General features: G+C 71.2%; 18 protein-coding genes and 1 pseudogene. 8 read left to right on the top strand and 11 right to left on the bottom strand.

Annotated elements, in window-relative coordinates; translation table 11 throughout:
• Positions 1-65: 65 nt before the first annotated feature.
• The gene (locus FXF51_RS44335; RefSeq protein WP_148440804.1) at positions 66-1,280 is read right to left on the bottom strand and encodes an oxygenase MpaB family protein; all 1,215 of its coding nucleotides are present in this window, start codon (positions 1,278-1,280) and stop codon (positions 66-68) included.
• Between the two features lie 184 nt (positions 1,281-1,464).
• Here FXF51_RS44335 and FXF51_RS44330 point away from each other — a divergent pair, with 184 nt between their 5' ends.
• Positions 1,465-2,127: a TetR/AcrR family transcriptional regulator gene (locus FXF51_RS44330; RefSeq protein ID WP_148440897.1), complete on the top strand. Its 663-nt coding sequence runs from the start codon at positions 1,465-1,467 to the stop codon at positions 2,125-2,127.
• A gap of 53 nt (positions 2,128-2,180) precedes the next feature.
• On the opposite strand, the gene FXF51_RS44325 is transcribed toward FXF51_RS44330, so the two are convergent.
• The 5 genes from FXF51_RS44325 to FXF51_RS61300 form a co-directional block, all read right to left on the bottom strand.
• The gene (locus tag FXF51_RS44325) at positions 2,181-3,248 is read right to left on the bottom strand and encodes a Zn-dependent alcohol dehydrogenase (protein WP_148440803.1); all 1,068 of its coding nucleotides are present in this window, start codon (positions 3,246-3,248) and stop codon (positions 2,181-2,183) included.
• Between the two features lie 20 nt (positions 3,249-3,268).
• The gene (locus tag FXF51_RS44320; protein ID WP_148440802.1) at positions 3,269-4,690 is read right to left on the bottom strand and encodes an aldehyde dehydrogenase family protein; all 1,422 of its coding nucleotides are present in this window, start codon (positions 4,688-4,690) and stop codon (positions 3,269-3,271) included.
• Between the two features lie 126 nt (positions 4,691-4,816).
• Complete coding sequence (locus FXF51_RS44315) at positions 4,817-6,088, bottom strand: cytochrome P450 (protein ID WP_148440801.1); 1,272 nt, start codon at positions 6,086-6,088, stop codon at positions 4,817-4,819.
• Positions 6,085-6,291: a ferredoxin gene (locus tag FXF51_RS44310; protein ID WP_148440800.1), complete on the bottom strand. Its 207-nt coding sequence runs from the start codon at positions 6,289-6,291 to the stop codon at positions 6,085-6,087. The genes FXF51_RS44315 and FXF51_RS44310 overlap by 4 nt, the downstream gene beginning before the upstream one ends.
• Positions 6,292-6,479: 188 nt before the next feature.
• Positions 6,480-6,743 (bottom strand): hypothetical protein, encoded by a 264-nt coding sequence (locus tag FXF51_RS61300; RefSeq protein WP_187414921.1) that lies wholly within the window; start codon positions 6,741-6,743, stop codon positions 6,480-6,482.
• Between the two features lie 50 nt (positions 6,744-6,793).
• Here FXF51_RS61300 and FXF51_RS61295 point away from each other — a divergent pair, with 50 nt between their 5' ends.
• Positions 6,794-6,997, top strand: coding sequence for a hypothetical protein (locus FXF51_RS61295; protein ID WP_187414920.1), 204 nt, complete (start codon positions 6,794-6,796; stop codon positions 6,995-6,997).
• A 398-nt stretch (positions 6,998-7,395) separates the two neighbouring features.
• Here FXF51_RS61295 and FXF51_RS44300 read toward each other — a convergent pair whose 3' ends face one another.
• The 3 genes from FXF51_RS44300 to FXF51_RS44290 form a co-directional block, all read right to left on the bottom strand.
• A complete protein-coding gene (locus FXF51_RS44300; RefSeq protein ID WP_222871738.1) occupies positions 7,396-8,439 on the bottom strand; it encodes a hypothetical protein in 1,044 nt (347 codons plus the stop codon).
• Between the two features lie 136 nt (positions 8,440-8,575).
• A complete protein-coding gene (locus FXF51_RS44295; protein ID WP_148440799.1) occupies positions 8,576-9,922 on the bottom strand; it encodes an FAD-dependent oxidoreductase in 1,347 nt (448 codons plus the stop codon).
• A 35-nt stretch (positions 9,923-9,957) separates the two neighbouring features.
• Positions 9,958-10,758, bottom strand: coding sequence for a TetR/AcrR family transcriptional regulator (locus FXF51_RS44290; RefSeq protein WP_411268427.1), 801 nt, complete (start codon positions 10,756-10,758; stop codon positions 9,958-9,960).
• A 321-nt stretch (positions 10,759-11,079) separates the two neighbouring features.
• Between FXF51_RS44290 and FXF51_RS44285 the strand changes: the two genes are divergently transcribed.
• The 4 genes from FXF51_RS44285 (at position 11,080) to FXF51_RS44270 (ending at position 15,112) form a co-directional block, all read left to right on the top strand.
• A complete protein-coding gene (locus FXF51_RS44285; protein ID WP_148440797.1) occupies positions 11,080-12,303 on the top strand; it encodes an FAD-dependent monooxygenase in 1,224 nt (407 codons plus the stop codon).
• 137 nt (positions 12,304-12,440) lie between these two features.
• A complete protein-coding gene (locus tag FXF51_RS44280; RefSeq protein ID WP_148440796.1) occupies positions 12,441-13,370 on the top strand; it encodes an NADP-dependent oxidoreductase in 930 nt (309 codons plus the stop codon).
• Between the two features lie 81 nt (positions 13,371-13,451).
• Positions 13,452-14,300 (top strand): SDR family NAD(P)-dependent oxidoreductase, encoded by an 849-nt coding sequence (locus FXF51_RS44275; RefSeq protein WP_148440795.1) that lies wholly within the window; start codon positions 13,452-13,454, stop codon positions 14,298-14,300.
• Positions 14,301-14,446: 146 nt separating this feature from the next.
• Entirely contained in the window at positions 14,447-15,112 is a 666-nt protein-coding gene (locus tag FXF51_RS44270) for a TetR family transcriptional regulator (protein WP_148440794.1), read from the top strand.
• 22 nt (positions 15,113-15,134) lie between these two features.
• Here the strand turns inward: FXF51_RS44270 and FXF51_RS63960 are convergent.
• Positions 15,135-15,573, bottom strand: a pseudogene (locus FXF51_RS63960) (Tn3 family transposase).
• A 94-nt stretch (positions 15,574-15,667) separates the two neighbouring features.
• Between FXF51_RS63960 and FXF51_RS63120 the strand changes: the two are divergent.
• Positions 15,668-15,802: a hypothetical protein gene (locus FXF51_RS63120; protein WP_262380241.1), complete on the top strand. Its 135-nt coding sequence runs from the start codon at positions 15,668-15,670 to the stop codon at positions 15,800-15,802.
• A 391-nt stretch (positions 15,803-16,193) separates the two neighbouring features.
• Here the strand turns inward: FXF51_RS63120 and FXF51_RS44255 are convergent, their stop codons facing one another.
• The gene (locus FXF51_RS44255; protein WP_187414918.1) at positions 16,194-17,330 is read right to left on the bottom strand and encodes an FAD-dependent oxidoreductase; all 1,137 of its coding nucleotides are present in this window, start codon (positions 17,328-17,330) and stop codon (positions 16,194-16,196) included.
• Positions 17,331-17,976: 646 nt separating this feature from the next.
• On the opposite strand from FXF51_RS44255, the gene FXF51_RS61290 reads away from it, so the two are divergent.
• On the top strand, positions 17,977-18,147 hold the full coding sequence (locus tag FXF51_RS61290; RefSeq protein ID WP_187414917.1) for a hypothetical protein: 171 nt from the start codon (positions 17,977-17,979) through the stop codon (positions 18,145-18,147).
• The last annotated feature ends 771 nt before the right edge of the window (positions 18,148-18,918 follow it).

Genomic DNA, 18,918 nt, shown 5'->3' with positions numbered 1-18,918 from the left:
CGGACGGGATCCGGCCAGGTCCCGGCCCGCTCCCGCGCGGGCCGGGATTCCGGTCGCGGGACCGGTCAGGACGGACGGTTGGTCTGCGGGATCTCGATGCTGATCGGCTTGGCCTCCGACAGGAACAGCAGCGCCGCCTTGCGCAGGAACTCGTCGAACAGCCAGTACGCCTCCGGCGCCAGCGGGAAGGGCAGCAGCCCCTCGCGGACCGCGACGAACGGCCCCCAGGAGAGCCTGAGCAGCGGGTCCCAGACCGGCTCCCTCGGGATCTTCAGCCAGCCGGCGATCTGGTCGCCGAGCATGAAGCGGGTGAACGCGCCGAGGATGGGCTTGCTGAGAATGCCGGCGTCGACCGAGGAGCCCAGGTTGAGCAGGATGTCGGCCAGCTTGATGCCCTCGGGCGTGGCGGCCAGCACCGGGGTGAGCGTCTGCGCGGCCTGGCTGTTGGCCTCGGCCCAGGACGCGGGGATGTACTCGTCCTTGATGCCCAGCATGTGCGCGCCCACCTGCCAGGAGTGCAGGAACGCCGCCGACTCGGAGGCGGGGATGGGCACCTTCCAGGCGACCAGCTTCTGCATGACGGTCGTGGGCAGGCTGTGCCAGGTGACCATCATGTCGCGCTGGCTGATCGGGATCTCTTCGTCGGCGACGTCCGGCCAGTGCGGCGACTGCGGCAGCAGGTGCCGCACCGCGGCGTGCACCAGCCGGGTCTTGACGCAGGTCACGATCATCTCGCCGTCGGGGCGGTAGGCGTTGGTCGAGCCGATGTCGTAGCCGAGCTTGGCGGTCTTGGAGATGCGGTCCTTCATGTCCGCGCCGCCCTGGGAGTAGTAGACCGCGCGCGCCTCCTTGGGGATGACCGTGCTCATCATGCCGCTGGCCAGCCCGTACAGGACGCCGAGGTAGAGCCCGCGCTTCTTGTTGAACTCGACCGCGAGGTCCAGCTTGCCCTGGTCGGCCCAGGCCGGCAGTTGCCTGGCCTCCTCCATGAAGTCGCGCAGGTCCGTGGGAAGTCCGGCGGGGAGCGGCTGGCCGTTCCTGGTCCAGGTTCGTAACAGCTCGTTGACGCGGGGCACGTCGCCCCGGTCGAGCAGCGAGGCCACCAGGGGGTCGGCCTGCTCGTCCCAGACCCATCGCGGGTCGAGCCCGGCCCCCGTGCCCGCGACCGAGCCGGCGGGGGACCACGTCCACGCGTGTGCGGGGGTCGCGATGCTCAGCGCACCGAGAGCGCCCAGCGCTCCACCCGCCTTCAACATGTTGCGCCTGCTGAGTTCGCCCATGCTTGCGCCTCCTCCTTTTTCGAGGCCCGAGAACACGTGCTTGATACGGTGAAACACTGGATGCTTCTGCGTATCATGAGAGCACAACGTGACGGCCATCACAAGACGCAGCAGCGGCCGTTAGGTGATTGAGGCAGAATGAACGTCAACGGAGGTGATCGTGGAATCTGCGCTGTCCGTGCTCATGACCCCGTCGGATTCGGAGTCGCTGCTGGAGCGCGCCTACCTCGACGCCGTCGAGCGCGTCGACGAGATGGACGAAGCCCGCATGCGCATCCTCGACGCGGCCTACGAGCAGTTCTGCCGCATGGGCATTCGCCGATCGACCATGGAGGACGTGGCCAGGCGCGCCAAGGTCTCCCGCATCACCGTCTACCGGCGCTTCGCCACCAAGGACGTGCTCGTCGAGCATGTGGTGCGGCGGGAGTTCCGGCGCTACTTCGACCAGTTCCTCGGCGAGATCGAGCAGGCCGGCACCGCGGCCGACCGGGTCGTGCTGGGCTTCGTCAGCTCGCTGCGCGCCATCCGGTCCAACCCGCTGATCGGCGGGCTGATCGCCGCCGAGCCCGACCTGCTCGTGCCGTCCATGTTCAGCGACGGCGGCCAGACCCTCGCCACCGTGCGGCACTTCGTCGCGGGCCAGCTCCGGCGCGAGCAGCGCGCCGGGCACGTGCCCGCCGACCTGGACGCCGACCTGGTGGCCGAGATGATGGTGCGCGTCTCGGCGTCCTTCCTCGCCATCCCCAGCCAGGTCGTCGACCTCGACGACGACGCCCGGCTCGCCGACGTGGCCAGGCGGTTCCTCGTCCCCATGCTGCACGCCACCGGCCCGGCCGCGGGTGAGTGATCGCCAGCAGGTTGAACGTGCGGCGGTCACTCACGCACGCGCACCCTCGCCCGTCAGAAGACGACCAACGACCGGATCACATCACCCGACCCCATCGCCGCGAATGCCTCGCCCACGTCCTCCAGCCCGATCCGCCGGCTGATCAGCCCCTCCAGGTCGAGCCGCCCGGCTCGCCACAACCGCAGCAACCGCCCGAAGTCGGTGCGCACGTCCCCGGACCCGTACAGACAGCCGACCAGCCGCCGCTCGGTGGCGAACAGCTCGGCCGCGTTGAAGGGCACCACGTCATCGCGGCTCCCGGCGCCGACCACGACGGTGGTGCCACCGCGCCGGGTGGCCTGCCACGCCTGCCTGATCGTGGCCGACCGGCCCACGACCTCGAAGGCGTAGTCGAACCCGCGCCCCCCGGTCAGCTCCTGAGCCGCCTCGCCCAGCTCGTCCGGCGTGGCCACGTGGGTCGCGCCGAACGCCCTGGCCGCCTCCAGCTTCTCGGGCACCCGGTCCACGGCCAGCACCGGAGCGGCGGCCGCCAGCTTGGCGCCCTGGATCACGTTGATCCCGACCCCGCCACAGCCGATCACCACGACCGACGACCCAGGCCGTACCCGCGCAGTGTTGATCACGGCCCCGACGCCTGTCAGGACCGCGCAGCCGACCACGGCGGCCACCTCGAACGGCACGTCGTCCGGGATCGGGATGGCGGCGCGCGCGTCCACCACCGTCTCCTCGGCGAAGCAGCCGACGCCCAGCCCGGCGTGCGCCGGCTCGCCCTCGAACGTCAGGGTGGAGGCGGGCGGCCGGACGCTGACACACAGGTTCGGCTGGCCGCCCAGGCAGAAGGCGCAGTCGCCGCAGGGCGGGATCCAGGACAGGATGACGTGTGTCCCGACCGGCGGGCCGCTCACGCCGGGGCCGAGCTCGACGATCTCCCCCGCGCCCTCGTGGCCGGGCACCAGCGGCAGCCGGGCGGGCAGACGGCCCTCGCACATCGACAGGTCGGAGTGGCAGACGCCGGCGGCGCGCAGCCGCACCCGCACCTCTCCCGGGCCTGGCGGCCGGACGCTCAGGTCGCCGGTGACCTCGACGGGCTTGCCCGTCTCACGCAGGATGACGCCTCGCATGGGTGTGCTCTCCCCCGGGTTCAGAGCTGGACGGACGTGGTGGTGAGGAACTCCTCCAGGCCGAAGCGGCCGTACTCGCGGCCGTACCCGGACTGCTTGAAGCCGCCGAACGGCGCCAGGCCGTTGTGGACGCCGTCGTTGATCCGGATCTGACCGGCGCGCAGCCGCCTGGCCACCCGGCGGGCACGCTCGGGGTCCTCGGCGCGCACGCCGGCGGCCAGCCCGTACGCGGTGCCGTTGGCGATGCGGACCGCCTCCTCCTCGCCGTCGTAGGGGAGGATGACCAGGACCGGGCCGAAGATCTCCTCCTGCGCGATCCGCGACTCGGGCGTCACGCCGGTGAGCACGGTGGGCCGCACGTAGTAGCCGCGTTCCAGCCCGTCGGGCGCGTCGGGGCCGCCGGTGAGGATGGTCGCGCCGTCCTCGGCCGCCGAGCGCAGGTGCGCGCGTACGCGTTCGCGCTGCACCGCCGAGACCAGCGGGCCGAGCCGGGTGGCCGGGTCGCGCGGGTCGCCCGGCGTGTACGTGACCGCCTCGTCGGCGGCGACGCGTTCGGCGTCCGCGAGCCGTTCGCGCGGCACCAGCAGCCGGGTCAGCGCCGAGCAGGTCTGGCCGGAGTTGAGGTAGCAGGCCGCCACCCCCTTGCGCACGGCGTCCTCGAACGCGGCGTCGCCGAGGTCGTCGAGCAGCACGTTCGCGGACTTGCCGCCCAGCTCCAGGGCGGTGCGCTTGACGCCGGCGGCGGCCAGCTCGGCGACCCGCCGGCCCGCGCGGGTGGATCCGGTGAACGACACCATGTCCACCAGGGGATGCGCGGCCAGCGCCTCCCCGGCCTCCGGCCCCGTGCCGGAGACCACGTTGAACACCCCGGCCGGGATCCCGACCTCGTGCATCACCTCGGCCAGCACGAACGCGTCGAGCGGCGTCACCTCGCTGGGCTTGAGCACCACCGTGCAGCCCGCGGTCAGCGCCGGGGCGACCTTGGCCGCGATCTGGTGCAGCGGGTAGTTCCACGGGGTGATCGCGCCGACCACGCCGATCGGGTCCCGGTACACCACCGAGGAGCCCATCGGCTCCTCGAACGCGATGGCCGCGGCGACCTCGGGCATCGACAGGAACGTCCGGATCGGCGAGCCGACCTGGATGGCCCTGGTCAGCTTGATGGGCATGCCGAGCTCGTTCACGATCGTCTCGGTCAGCTCGTCGGCGCGCTCCCCGAGTGCGCCCGCCACGGCGGCGCAGAGCCCGGCGCGCTCGGCGGCGGGCCTGGCCGACCAGGCGGGCAGCGCGGCGGCGGCCGCCTCGACGGCCCGCGCCACGTCCTTGGGGCCGCTGCGGGGCACCTCGTCGAAGGGCTCCTCGGTGGCGGGGTTCACCACCGGTATCGCGGCGCCGCCGCTCGCCGGTACCCATTCACCATCGACGTAGATGCGATGCGGCATGACCCACCCTCGGCTCGGAGGAGCATTATTCTAGATTTTAATTCTAGAAGCCGAGACGCGGCGACGTCCACCACCCCGGCCGGCCGAACCCTTGGCCCGGCCGGCCGTACTCAACCACCTCGCCTGTCAGCCGATACGCAGGGGCAGCGTGCGCGGCCCCCGCACCTGACTGGCCGCCCACGTCACCCCCTCCGGATCCGCCAGCCCGAACACCGGAACCCGTTCCAGCCAGACCTCCAGCGCCACCCGCAGCTCCATGCGCGCCAGATGCGAGCCCACGCACCGATGGATCCCGAGCCCGAACGCCGCGTGCCGGTTGACCTCACGGTCGATGACCACCTCATCGGCCCGCTCGAACTGCGCCGGATCCCGGTTCGCCGCCGGGAACGACAGCAGCACCCAGTCCTCGGCCTTCATGTCCACGCCGTTCCAGCGCATGTCCTGCCTGACCAGCCGCGCCATCGTGACCGGCGCGTAGGCCCGCAGCAGCTCCTCCATCGCCGTCGGCAGCAGCGCGGGCTCGGCCACCAGCCGCTCCCGGTCCCGCGGCGTCCCGGCCAGGTGCCACAGCGAGGCGCCGATCGCGCTCCACGTCGTGTCGATGCCCGCGATGAGCAGCAGGATGATCGTGCCCAGCACATGGTCGGGGTTGAGCTTCTGCCCGTACAGCTCGGCCTCGAGCAGGTACGTGATCAGGTCGTCGCGCGGCTGGTCGAGATGGTCGCGGATCTGCGCGACCAGATAGTCCGCCAGCGCGGCGAACCCGTCGGCCCGCTCCTCCGGCGGCTTGTTCACGCTCTCGAGCGAGGTCTCGATGAACCGGCGGAACAACGGCCCGTCCTCGGGCGGCAGCCCCAGCAGGTTGGCGATCACCCGTACGGGGATGTGCTGGGCGTACTCGTGCGCGGCGTCCACCACGTCCCGGCCCTCGAACGCGTCGATCAGCTCGTGACAGTACGCCCGCGTCGCCTCCTCCTGCTTGCGCACCGCGCTCTTGGTGAACGCGGGCAGCAGCAGCTTGCGCGCGTCGTGGTGGAACGGCGGGTCCGACGAGATCGGCGGCACACTCCCCATGGGGGCCAGCTCGATCGGCGGCCGGACGTTGCTCACGACGATCGCCCGCGAGGAGAACCGGTCGGTGTCGTATGCGATGGCCGCCACGTCCTCGTACCGGGTGGGCAACCACACCCCGCCGAATCTTCCGGTGTGCGCGATCGGGCACCGGTCCCGCAGATCATCCTGGATCGGGTACGGGTCCGCGGCCCAGACCGGATCCACGTGGGAGAAGTCGCTGGCCCAGTCGGACACCGGATCGGTGACGATCTCGCTGATCGTCGGCAGCGGGCGGTTCTTACGCGCCTCTTCGAGGTCGGGGCCGAAGCGGTCGTCCACGCTCATCGGGCGGCTCCGTTCCCGGCCTCGATGGCCCGCTCGGGGCAGTTGGCCTGCGCCAGCCGCGCCTCCGGCTCAAGGCCCGTGGCCACCTCGCCGGCGGCCAGCACCGTGCCGTAACCTTCGTCGTCCTCGCCGAACAGGTCTGGGGCGAGGTCGTAACAGCGGCCGTGCCCTTGGCACCGTTCGGGGTCGATCCGTACCTTCATTGCCTCGTTCCCGTCTGTGCTGGGGGTTTGTCCGGGGGTGGGGTGAGGGCGGTGAGCAAGCGCTTGGGGGTGGGTGGGTCCGTCCCCTGAGGGAATTAAAAAAGCGTTCATTTGTCGCGTCAAGAGCGGACGCGTCACGGACCGCTTCGTCTGAGGCGCTTGGAGATGTCAGAACGGCGCGGGAGATGTCAGTAGGCGCGTGTACGGCAGGAGGTCCGGCCCGGTAGATGGCGGCGAGCGGGCACGGGGCGGCTTTCGGACAAGAACAGCGGGCCGTGGGTACGCGTGCCGCCGTCGGGGAGCCGGAGCAGGTGGGCGGTGCCGCTTTCCCAGTACACCCACTCGATCGCGCCGCCCTTGGACCGGACGGGGGCGCGCCGGTGCTCCAGGTCGAGGTCCTCGACGTTCAGCGCCAGGATCTCGGCGGCCCGGGCCGCCGTCTCGCAGAGCATCCGCCACGGCCTCGTAGAGCATCCGCCACAGCGCCCGCTCCCGCAGCGGGATGTCGCGGCGCGACAGCAGCCGGTGGATCGTCGTCCTGGCCACCGCGCGGGTCTCGTCGGCGTTCTCCTTGCGGCGTTCGGCCTCAGCCGGGATCGACGGGGCGGCCCAGTGCTTCTTGGTCTGGCACCAGGTCAGCCAGGAGGTGATGGCGGCGCGGTTGCGGTTCCAGGTCGCCGGCGCGCATCGGCCCACAGCTCAGTGAGCGCGGCGCCGATCTCGGCGTCGGTGACGTCGGCGAGTGGCCGGTCGCGGCCGAGCAGCGCGGTGACGCGGTCGATGGCCGAGGCGTAGGCGCGGTGGGTGTTGGAGTTGGCCGTGCGGGAGGGCCAGGAAGGCGTCGGCGGCCGCGGCGAGGGTGACGTTCCCGCCGCGCAGGGCGCTGACCTTCGACGCGGCGCTCATGCCGGCCGCCGAGCAGCGCTCGTTGAGCTGGCCCGAGTGATGTACCGGATAACGTGCTGGAGTCGCGCACCACCCCGGCAAGGGCTTCTGCTGGTCGCCGCGCCGCCATGATCGCTCAGGTACGAACTTCTCTTCTGTGCGGCGCCTCTGATTGCCGCGTCCATGCCACGCTCTACGAGGCGGCAGTCTGAGCTCGAATCAGACGGCGACCGGCACCGGTGTCTCGGTGCGGGCGGGGCGGGTGGTGCGGCGGCCGGCGATGAGGATGATCAGCAGGCCGGCCACGACCCAGGCGGCCAGGGTCCAGGCGGGGGTGGCGGCGCCGGTGCCGTCGAAGAAGCTGAGGGCGCGTACCAGGCTGCCGGAGGCGCCGGGCGGCAGGAGCTGGCCGAGGGTGGCCCAGCCGGTGGGCAGCCAGTACGGGCCGGCCATGCCGGACAGCGGGTTGCCGATGAGCATCATCACGGCGGCACCGGCTCCGAGACCGGCGAAGCCGAGCAGGGACTCCAGCGCGAGGAACGGGATGGACAGGGCGGCCATGCCCAGCGACAGGCCGAGTGCGGTCAGCCAGTAGGTGCCGTGCAGGGAGCCGAACCCGAACTCCAGGACGGCGGCGACCGCGGCTCCGGCGACCAGGGCGAACAGGATCGCGCCGGTCACGCGGCGGCGCAGGTTGACGTGGCCGGGGAACAGGCGCAGCAGCACGATCGCGGGCATGATGCCGCCGAAGATCATGGGCAGCGCGCTGGCGGTGAAGCCGGCGCCGCGGGGGTCGTCGGCCGGGAAGGGCACCAGGTCGGAGACGGTGGCCTTGCTCTGCTGCTGAGCGGCCATGCCGGTGCCCAGCGCGGTGATCGCGGCGGTGGCCTGCTGGCCGCCGGCGGTGGCGGTGTAGACGGTCAGGCCGCCCGGAGCGAGGGCCAGGCCGCCGGCGACGTCGCGCTGTTCGATCGCGCTCTGCAGGGTCTGCGCATCCGGGTAGAGGGTGACGTCCCAGGCGTTCTTGTCCAGGCCGTTCTGCAGGGCTTGGGTGGCCGGTCGGGGTCCGGCCAGGCCGAGCGGCACGTGGTGCGGGCCGCCCTTGACCGACGGCAGCGCGAAGGCGCACAGCATCACGACCACCACCGCTGTCAGGCCCAGGACGATGCCGAGCAGCATGCGCGCGGCGGTGGCGGGCGGTGGACCGGCCAGGGTGTCGGCGGCGGGGGCGGGCACGGGGCGGTTCTCGTGTTTCGGGGACATCGACGGCTTCTTCCGTGTCTTGCAGGTCATCGAAGGAATGAGCGGGGGCGAGCGGTGGTCGGGGGGTTGTGGTGGTCGGGGGTTTGCGGTGGTCGGGGGGTTGCGGTGGTCGGGGGTTTGCGGTGGTCGGGGCCGCTCAGCCGCGGCGGGGCTCGCCCGGGGCGCGGCGGGCCGCGAACGGGGCGTGTTCGGGGCGGATGCCGACACCGATGAGGCGGGCGGGCACGGCGGACAGGGGCGGGAAGAGTTTCAGCAGGGCGACGAGGGGATTGGGCGGGGTCAGGGCTTTGCCGGTGATGATCGGGCCCATCAGGGCGCGGTGCAGGATGCGTTGCATGGTCTGGGTGACGGCGGTGGGCAACAGGCGACGGCGGCGGACGGCGTCCAGGTCCTTGCCGGTGAGGCGGTGCCGGCGCAGGGGTTTGGCGAGCAGGGTGGCGGTGGCGACGGCGTCCTGGACGGCGAGGTTGATGCCGACGCCGCCGGCGGGGGACATGGCGTGGGCGGCGTCGCCGATGCACAGCAGGCCGGGCTGGTGCCAGCGGCGTAGCCGGTTGAGGCGGACGTCGAGCATCCGGACGTCGTCCCAGGAGGCGAGGACCTCGGGGGCTTTCCGGGTGGCTCCGTCGGTGCTGTCGGCGGTTGCGGAGACCTCGGCTGCTTCGGGGACGGCTGCTTCAGAGACGGCTGCTTCAGAGACGGCGGCTTCGGGGACGGCGGCTTCGGGGACGGCGGCGAGCAGGTCGCGGCGGAAGGCGTCCAGGCCGCGAGCACGCAGGGAGGCGTCGGCGCCCTTGGGGATGAAGTGCGCGACCTGCACGTACCCCTCACGCGGGATCAGCCCGAACGTCTTGCCGTTGGCGATCCGGGGCAGCAGGGAGGCGCCGGGACCGGAGGTGACGGGCAGCTTGAACCACCACACGTCGAAGCCGACCGGCCACTCGCGGACCTGCAGCCCGGCCTCCTGCCGGGCCAGCGACCAGCGGCCGTCACATGCGACGGTCAGCTCGGCGCGCAGCTCGCCGAACCCGGCGCGATCGCGGTAGCGGACGCCGGTGATCCGGTCGCCGTCCCGTAGCAGGCCGGTCACCTCGGTGCTCATCCGCAGCGTGAAGGTGGGCTCGTCGCGGCCGGCCTCGGCGAGCAGGTTGAGCAGGTCCCACTGCGGCACCATCGCGATGTAGGGGTGGCGCAGTTCGAGGCGGGTGAAGTCGGCGATGCTCACCTCGCCGCCGCCGGGCAGCGGGAAGGCCATGCGCTCCAGCCGGGTGTGCGGCAGGGCGGCGAACCGCTCGCCGAGGCCGAGCTCGTCCAGCAGGTCCAGGGTGGTGGGGTGCACGGTGTCGCCGCGGAAGTCGCGCAGGAAGTCGGCGTGCTTCTCCAGCACGGTCACCTGCACGCCCTGGCGGGCCAGCAGCAGGCCGAGCACCATCCCGGCCGGGCCGCCGCCGATGATCGCGCACGTGGTGGTGTCGTTCCTCATCGTGTCCGCCTTCGTTCGCGGGTGGGAAGTGCCGGTCAGGAGACGGCGATGGCGCGCAGGAACGACTCGGCGAACATCGCGCAGGTCTCCTCCACCCCAGGCAGGTCGAGGCCGGGCACCTGCCCGGCGGCCGGGCGGGTGATGAAGTGGATCAAGGCGGGGGCGATCATCTGCTGGATCAGCAGGGGCAGCGGCAGGGTGCGGATGCGTCCGGCGGCCATCTCGGCGGAAAGCCACTGGCCCAGCCCGGCGAGCATGCGCGGGGCGAAGTGCTGCAGCAGGCCCTGCAGGGCGGGGTCGTGCGGGTGGGCCAGCGCCTCGGCGAGCATGGCGGGCATCACCCGCGGCTGCCGGGCCAGCGCCTCGGCCAGCAGGCGGTAGAGGTGGCCAACGGTCTCGCGCAGGTCGGCGTGCGGGCCGGCGACCACCTTCTCCACGTCCAGGATCGGGCTGTAGGTCTCGAAGATGGCGCGCAGCAGCTCGTCCCGTCCGCCGAACGCGCCGTACAGGCTGTGCACCGAGCATTGGGCGGAGGCGGCGACCAGCTCCAGCGTGAACGCGGCCAGGCCGTGCTCGCCGATCAGGTGCGCGCCGGCCTCGATCGCGCGCTCGCGCACCGGCCGCTGCCCGCCGGGGTCCACCCCGGCGGCGCGCACGGCCTCGTCCAGGGCCTCGCGGGAGCCGCCGATCCGGCGCAGCAGCGTGCTGCGCGACACGCCGGCCTCCTTCGCGATGGCCTGGACGGGCACGTCGGCCACGTCCTTGCTCAGGCGGTCGGCGGCCCGCAGGGCGGCCTGGACCACGTCGACGGGGATGCGGCGGCTGGTGTCCGGCACGTCAGGAGCTCCTTCGTCCATCGGCATCACACTCTGACACATGCATCAACATAGCATACAGTCTTGTTTCATGCGAAGATGAGTTCCGGTCGGGCGTCTTTCCGCAGGGTGACGGCCGACGACGACATCCCCCTCGCGGCTGCCACGCCGAGCACGTCGGCGAGATCACAGCCAGCACCTCATCCGCATCCATCACGTGGGAGGTTTCCGCATGACCGTGAGCATGACCGGCGGACCCGCCGGCCGAGCGTGGCCGTCCGTCCCCCTCGCCCTGCCCGCACCCTCGCGGACGCCGGCGCAGACCAGGAAGGCACTACCCGCATGACCCCGGCACCCCCGTCTGCGCCGCGCGTCCTGATCGTCGGACTCGGTATCAGCGGCATCGCCACCGCGATCGCCCTGCACAAGGCCGGCTGGCAGCCGGTCATCATCGAAAAGGCGCCCGCGCGGCGCGGCGGCGGCTACTTCATCGCCCTGTTCGGTGTCGGCCGCATCGCCGCCGAGCGGCTCGGCATCCTTGGGGGCCTGCACAACCGCATCCCGGTCCCGAGCGTGAACCACCAGGTCGACCGGGCAGGCCGCCGCCGGCCAGGGGTCGGCTTCGCCGACGTGCCCGGCGCGCCGTGGATGATGATGCGCGGCGACGTCGAGCGGGCCGCCTTCGCGGCGCTGCCCGACGACGCCGAGGTCCGCTTCGCCACCGTGCCCGAGGCGATCGAGCAGGACGCCACCGGGGTGAGCGTGAGGCTGCGCAACACCGCCGACGGCACCACCCAGACCGAACGCTTCGACCTGGTCGTCGGCGCCGACGGCCTGCGCTCCACGGTGCGCACCCTGGCCTTCGGCCCGCCGCAGCGCTACCTGCACCGGCTGGGCTACATGATCGCGGCGTTCGCCATGCCCGGGCCCTTGCCCGGCCTGGCCCAGGGTGAGGGGGCGATCCTCACCGAGTCCGGCCGCTCCTTCCAGGTCTTCCCCTTCGGCGACGGGCCGCCCACCGTGCTGTTCTCCTACCGCACCGACGACGTCGACGCCGAGTTCACCAAGCCGCCGGCCCAGCGCATCCGCGAGGTCTACGGCCCCGAACCGCTCGGCGCGCTGATGGAAGCCGCCGTGCAGGTGCTGGAATCCGGCGGCGAGTACCTGTTCGACTCCGTCGAACAATCCCGCCTGGACGCCTGGCACCACGGCCGGGTCGTTCTCATCGGTGACGCCGCCTGGTGCGTCACCCTGTACGCGGGCATGGGCGCCACCAGTGGCATCGCCGCCGCCGACCTGCTCGGCATCATGCTCCAGCGCCACCCGGGCAACCTTCAGGCGGCCCTGACCGCCTGGGAGACCAAGCTGCGGCCCTACGTCACCGAGTACCAGAAGGCCGGCGTCACCAACCGGGCCTTCCTCACCCCCACCGGCCGCGCCGAGATGGTCCGCCGCGCCGTGCTGATGCGCGTACGGCGGCGGCTGATCGGCAACGCCTGGCTGCGCCGGCGCCTGCTGAACAGCAAGCCGATCCGCATCCGCAACACAGACCTCGCCACCGTCTGACCCGCCACGACGAACCAGGACGCCGGGCACAGGCACCCGCGGCCCGCACGACGCCGCCACCGGCACCGGCACCGGCGGCGGCACCATTCCCGCAGGCGGCGGTGCGCCCCGTGCCCGGCGACACGCAGGCATAGATCATGAAAGCAGTGCGGTACCACCAGTACGGCAGCAGCGACGTCCTGGTGTGCGAGGACGCCCCCACCCCCGCCCCCGGACCGGGGCAGGTGCTCATCAAGGTGGCCGCCACCTCATTCAACCCGGCCGATGCCCTGCTGCGGGCCGGTCATCTGCGCCAGGTGCTCGCGCTGGAGCTGCCGCATGTGCCCGGCGTGGACGTGGCCGGATCGGTGGCCGGCCTCGGCGCGGGCGTGACCGGCTGGGCGCAGGGAGCGGCGGTGGCGGCGTTCCTGCCGCTGACCGGCGACGGCGCGGCGGCACAGTACGTGCTCGCGCCGGCCGAGGCGCCGGACGCCGTCCCCGACGGCGTGGACCTGATCGACGCCGCGGCGCTGCCCGGCGTGGGACTGACCGCCTGGCAGGCACTGTTCGAGCACGGCGGCCTGCAGGCCGGGCAGCGTGTCCTGGTCAACGGGGCCGGCGGCGCGGTCGGCGGCCACACCGTGCAACTCGCGCACCGGGCAGGCGCGACGGTGACGGCGACCGCCGGCCCGCGCAGCGCCGAGCGCGTCCGCGGCCACGGTGCCGACCGGCTCATCGACTACACCCGCACCCCTGTCACCGACGCCGGGCACGCCCCCTTCGACCTGGTGGTCAACCTGGTGCCGACCTCACCGCACGACAGCGACGCCCTGGCCGCCCTGACCGCCGACGGCGGCGTCTTCGTCACCGCCACCACCCCGCCGTCCGCCGACCCCGGCCGTGGCGTCCGGACCGTGCGGATGGCCGTGCGCAGCGACGCCGCCCAGCTGTCCGGCCTGCTCACCCGCGTGGCAGCCGGACAACTGCGCCTCGACGTCGCCCAGCGCCTGCCGCTGCCGGAGTTGCCCGCCGTCCACGCCCAGGCCGACCAGGGCAGCCTGCCCGGCAAGACCGTCATCGTCGTCTGAGACACCGCTCGGCGAGCTCGGTCATGGACCAGGCGCACGACACGAGATCACGAAGCCGACAGGAAGACGAAAGGACCTGTGATGAGGCTCAAGAACAAGGTCGCTCTGATCACCGGCGCCACCGGCGGGATGGGCCGCGCCTCGGCCCGGCTGTTCGCCCAGGAGGGGGCCGCCGTCGTCGTCGCGGCCCGGCGCGAGGAGCGCGGCCTGGCGCTGGTCAAGGAGATCACCGACGCGGGCGGCCGGGCGCTCTGCGTCCCGCTGGAGGTGACCGAGCCCGAGCAGTGGGCCGAGGCCGTCCGTCGGACGAAGGAGTTGTTCGGCGGCCTGCACATCCTGATGAACGTGGTCGGCAGCAACGACCTGACCGTGATCCCGGACATCGACGTCGCCAAGTGGAACGAGATCTTCGAGATCAACGTCACCGCGATTCTCGTCGGCATCCAGGCGTGCGCGCCGCTGATGCGGGACTCCGGCGGCGGCTCCATCGTCAACATCGGCTCGGTCGCCGGCCTCACCGGGACCTTCTCCTCGGCCTACTCCGCCTCCAAGTGGGCGCTGGAAGGGCTGTCCAGGTCGGCGGCCTACACGCTGGCGGACTGGGGCATCCGCTGCAACGTCATCCAGCCCGGCTTCATCGAGACCGACATGACCGCGGGCATGACCGCCAACCCGGCGGCGCGCGAGATGGCCGAGCGCACCATGAACAACACCGTCCTGCTGCGGCGGACCGGCAAGGCCGACGAGATCGCCTCCACCGCGCTGTTCCTGGCCAGCGACGAATCCTCCTACATCACCGGGACCGACATCGTGGTCGACGGGGGCTGGTTCACCGCAGCCCCCTACCTCGGCAACGAACGAGCCCAGAACTTGCTGGGCCTGATCAAGCAGCAGAGCGCGGCCCAGGGACCTGCCCAGCCCTCCGCATAGCCCGGCGACAAAGCCCATGGGCGGGCGGTTCGTGCTCCGTACCAGGGCGCATGACCTGCCCGCCCGGTGCCGCTGCCCGGTCGGCGGCACCGCCCCGATCGCGCGCCCGCACCCGCTCTCCCCCGACCGAAAGAGGAAACCCGACCGTGGCATCCCGCGCTGGGCGCCGCCCTGGCCGGCCCGACACCCGGGAGGCGATCCTCACCGCGGCCCGCCACGTCTTCGTCGACAAGGGATACGACAGCGCCTCCGTCCGCGCCATCGCCACCCACGCCGGGGTCGACCCGGCGCTGGTCCACCACTACTTCGGCACCAAGGACCGGCTGTTCCTGGCCTGCGTCAGCGTCCCGTTCGACCCCGCGCAGGTCATGCCGCAGATCCTGGACGCACCCCGCGAGGAGATCGGCAGCGTCCTAGTGCGCGTCGTCCTGACCCTCTGGGACTCCCCCGCCGGGGCCGGCGCCGCGGCGCTGCTCGGCTCCAGCCTGAGCAACGAGTGGATCGCCAAGCTGCTGCGCGAGTTCGTCACCACCCAGATCCTGCGGCAGGTGATCGGCCACCTCGGCCTCGACGAGCAGGAGGCACCCCACCGGGCCGCGCTGGCCGCCACGCAGATCATCGGCCTGGCCGTGATCCGCTACGTTCTCAAACTCGAACCCGTCGCCTCCGCACCGGCCGAGCGGTTGGTCGCCGCCGCCGGCCCGGTCGTGCAGCGCTACCTGACCGGTGACCTGCCCGGCGCGTGGCCGGAGCGGGCAAAGCTTCTCCCGCCGGATGGACACCGTCCCCGTCACCCGCGAGGCCCGGCTTGACCGTGCACCCCAGCGAGCATGATCACCTCGATTCGGCCATACCTGGGGATCCCGTCCTGCGCTGACTCACCCGATCATCTGGCGGTCGGGGGGACACCTCCGGAAGCGGAGGCATGGTGACCACGTCGTAGGCGCGGACGGTGCCGGTGTAGATCGAGGCGACCACTCGCAGGATGTCCTCCCAGTTCCGGCGCACTTTCCGCAAATCGATCTTTACCCGGGCCAGGGTGTTGAGCGGGCCGTAGTCGGCCTCGGAGCTGATCCGCCAGCCCTTGGTCGGGCAGGTCCGCCAGTGCCGGCCGGTAGGAGATGCCCAGCAGTTCCAGGAGCCCGAAGGTCAGGTCGGAATAGGAGCCTGTGTCCGAAACGACGATCTCGGGCAGGTCCCCGCCGTCCAGCCCGAAGATGACGTCGACCATGTGCAGGGAGGTCCCCGAAACGATCTTCGCGCCCCGCCCCATGCCGCGATCGTTGACTGGGGCAGAGCACGTCTTCGATGGGTGCAGTATTCCGTGATCAGTACTGCCAGATAGCGTTGCGACGGTGTCGCGCAGGGTGGACTTCGAGATCATCGATAGCCTCGACGGCAAGAGGGCCATCGGTTGTGGCGTTGATCCTCCGGCGGATGGCTTCGAGCCTGAGGCGCAGGCGTTGGCGTGCCTGGCGCTCCTCGATGTCGGCCCACTCTGATACCGACTGGTCCCGCGGGTCGGCCCTGGCCCAGGAGTAGACGTCGACCTTGCGGCGGAGGGACATCGGGAGCGGCCGGTGACCGGCCCGTCGTGCCTGCCGCAGGCACGCGGCACTGTAACGGAGATCAGCCATCGTCACTGATCGCCATGGGATTCCCCTCAGGCCACCTCCGTCGAGAATCGGACGATCAATGTGATGGGCAGTGCGGGACATGAGGCTCCCTGGGTAGCACCGCCAGGTATGTCCTGGCGCACTACTGGAAGCCGGTCGGTTCAGTTGATCGCTGGCGAGTCATGGCGGGACCATAGCATCGCGGGCGGCGAGGTAGGCCCTCCAGTCCCTGTGCAAAGGCAAGTACACGCAGACGTACAGAGGGGGCAGCCGGGCCTCAGCGAGGCAGCCAAGTCGGCTCATCCCAGGCGATGTGGTGCTCGTAGATCCACCGGGTCGGGTCCTGGCCGGTGCGGGCCAGGCGTTTCAGGGCCAGGCTCATGATCAGGTTGCGGGGTATCCGGGCGATGGGGCCGAGCGTTTTCCAGCTGTCGGTGCGCTTGCCCTGTGCGACGATGCGTTCCACCCGGTGGCGGCGCAGTTGTTCATAGGCGGCGAACGCGCGGGCGATGTCCGGGCTGTCACGCAGGCATTTGGCCAGTACAACGGCGTCTTCGAGGGCCATGGCGGCCCCTTGGCCGATGGAGGGGACGGCCGCGTGGGCGGCGTCCCCGATGATGATCAGGCGATCGCGGTGCCAGTTCGGTACTGAGGGGACGTCGTAGGCGGTCCAGCCGGTGACGAGCCGGTCGGTCGCCTCGATGAGGGCCAGGGCCGGGCCGCGGTCGTGCCGGAACGCCTCGACGAGTTCTGCCCGCCACTGCGGCGCGCGGATCGAGGCCAGGTCCGCGCGGGCGGGCTCGGCGGGGCGCATCAGGTTCGCCGCCCACCACACCTCTCCGCCGGGGTGGGCGGCGTAGGCGAAGAACGCGTGCCTGCCGAAGATCCCGTTCATTGTGCCCGGTTCGCTGTCGACCCGGACGCCGCTGGCGTAGCCGCCCACGTTGACCATCCCGCCGTAGCGCTCGCCGGGCGCGGCCGGGTCGATGATGTGGCGGGTGCGTGAGCGTAATCCGTCCGCGCCGATCAACAGGTCGCCCTGGACGGCGGTGCCGTCGGCGAACGCCGCCCGCACATCTTCGCCCGTGCTGCGGGCGTCGCTCAGGCGTTTGCCGTACTGGATGCGCACCCCGCACCGTGCGGCCTGCTCGCGCAGGGCGCGGTAGAGGTCGGCGCGCTTGACGGTACGGCTGACCGTGCCGTCCGGCAGGGCCGGGCCGTGCGGTAACCGGCCGATCCGCCTGCCGGAACCGCTGGTAAGGATGATGTGCGGGGTCTCGAAACCAAGCCGGGTGATGTCGAAGTCGAGGGTGCGCAAGGCGTCCAGGGCGTTGACCGCGAGCGTGACGAAGTCGAGGGTGCGCAAGGCGTCCAGGGCGTTGACCGCGAGCGTGACGAAGGCGCCCACCTGCACCCAGCCGAAACCATCGATGAGCTGAGCCTTCTCAAGGCGGCACTACTCCTGGCCGGTGAAGGCATTCGTCCCTGGCAGACTGTCACAAGCGTCCGGGCATCTCTGCAGTGAGAGAGTCTCTTCTACTCCAGACCCTCTGAAGTTGATGAGGGTCGCGAACCGGCATTGCCAAAACGATTACTGCATAGTGTAATCACACAGTTACGAACAGTAATGCTGTCATCGCTGGCAGCACTGGCACCGGAGACCGCATGCGACAGATCCGCCCAACCTGCGCCGTCCTCACCGGCACGCTCCTCACCCTCGCCCTCACCGGACTCTCACCGGCCAACCCCGCCCACGCCGCCGACATCATCATCATCGACGGCCACACCCAGACGGTGAAGGAATCAGACGGCACTCCCGTCCTCTGCCCGACGAACCAGGTCCTGCTCGGCCGCTCCACTCCGGCGACGAGAATGGCCGCACCACCTACTACTGCGGCCTCATCCTCATCGACGGGCAGCAGGTCCAGGTCGGCGCACCGACCTGGAGCAACTCCCAGAAGGAGAGCAACTCCTTCTACTCCGCCCCGCCCAACGAAACCCTGGTCGGCCGCCAGCACTCCGGCGACGAGAACGGGTCTACCAAATACGCCACTGCCACCATGAGCGCGTGGGGCCGCACCGTCGAACTGACCTCCTACCGCTGGAGCCCCGGCCAGAAGGAAAGCAGCAGCTACTCCAAGGCCGGTGACTACGAAGTCATGGTCGGCCGCCAGCACTCCGGCGACGAGAACGGCCAGACCCGCTACCAATACGCCCGGATCGCCGACTAGCCCCACCGCGACGCGGCGGCTCTCGATGACACCCCTGAACCTCGGGTCTTTCCCCCGCGCGCTCGCTTGACTGCTGACCGCTCTGGGTCGACATCCCGGCCCAGAGCGGTCTTCTGCCGCAGCAGGAAAAGTCGGAGAAGGCCATGCCGACACCCGCGACAGTTGATCTCCAACCGGAAACTGTCATCTTCGATGACGCAAACACCGCCACTTAGACGCGCACCGAACTGACAGTGTCCAGGTCGGGAGCACCTCTCACTGTCATCTCCGCTACGTTCAGACAGGTGTGTCTGGCGGCCTTGAAGACGACGGTCCGTCACAGCAACTGGAAGCGGACATGGAAGCGCGCCATCGAAGTTGGGTGCGGCTCCTTTCGAGGGACCATCCGAGACCCTCCTTGAGAGTGAGCCGGGCGTCCACGTATCGGCAGGCTCGCTCGCCACCCGGCTCGAACTCGGCAAGGCGCTGGTGGCCGTGCAGGAGACTGCGCAGCTGATCGAGAAGGCTTGCGATGGCCTTTGGGTGCTGATCTGGAGGGCGAGCGACATGGGCTCAACGCCGAGACCTCATTGTCGGGAACGTCATCGCTCCGTCCTGCGGCATCCGGCGTACGGTGTGCGGGAGCCCGGCCCGGACGCGATCCATCCCGGCGCCCCCCGAGACGGGCCCGCGCCAGAGATCCGGTCGCGCGACGGTGAGGTCGAGCCGGGTTCCATATCCAGACGGAATCGGCCGTGGGGTTCACGTGCGCCCGGAACAGCGGGCTGAGCG

The organism is Nonomuraea sp. PA05 (genome assembly GCF_008086045.1).
Taxonomy (GTDB): Bacteria; Actinomycetota; Actinomycetes; order Streptosporangiales; family Streptosporangiaceae; genus Nonomuraea; species Nonomuraea monospora.
The sequence above is the reverse complement of the archived record's forward strand: the minus strand, read 5'-3'. Positions and strand labels throughout refer to the sequence as shown.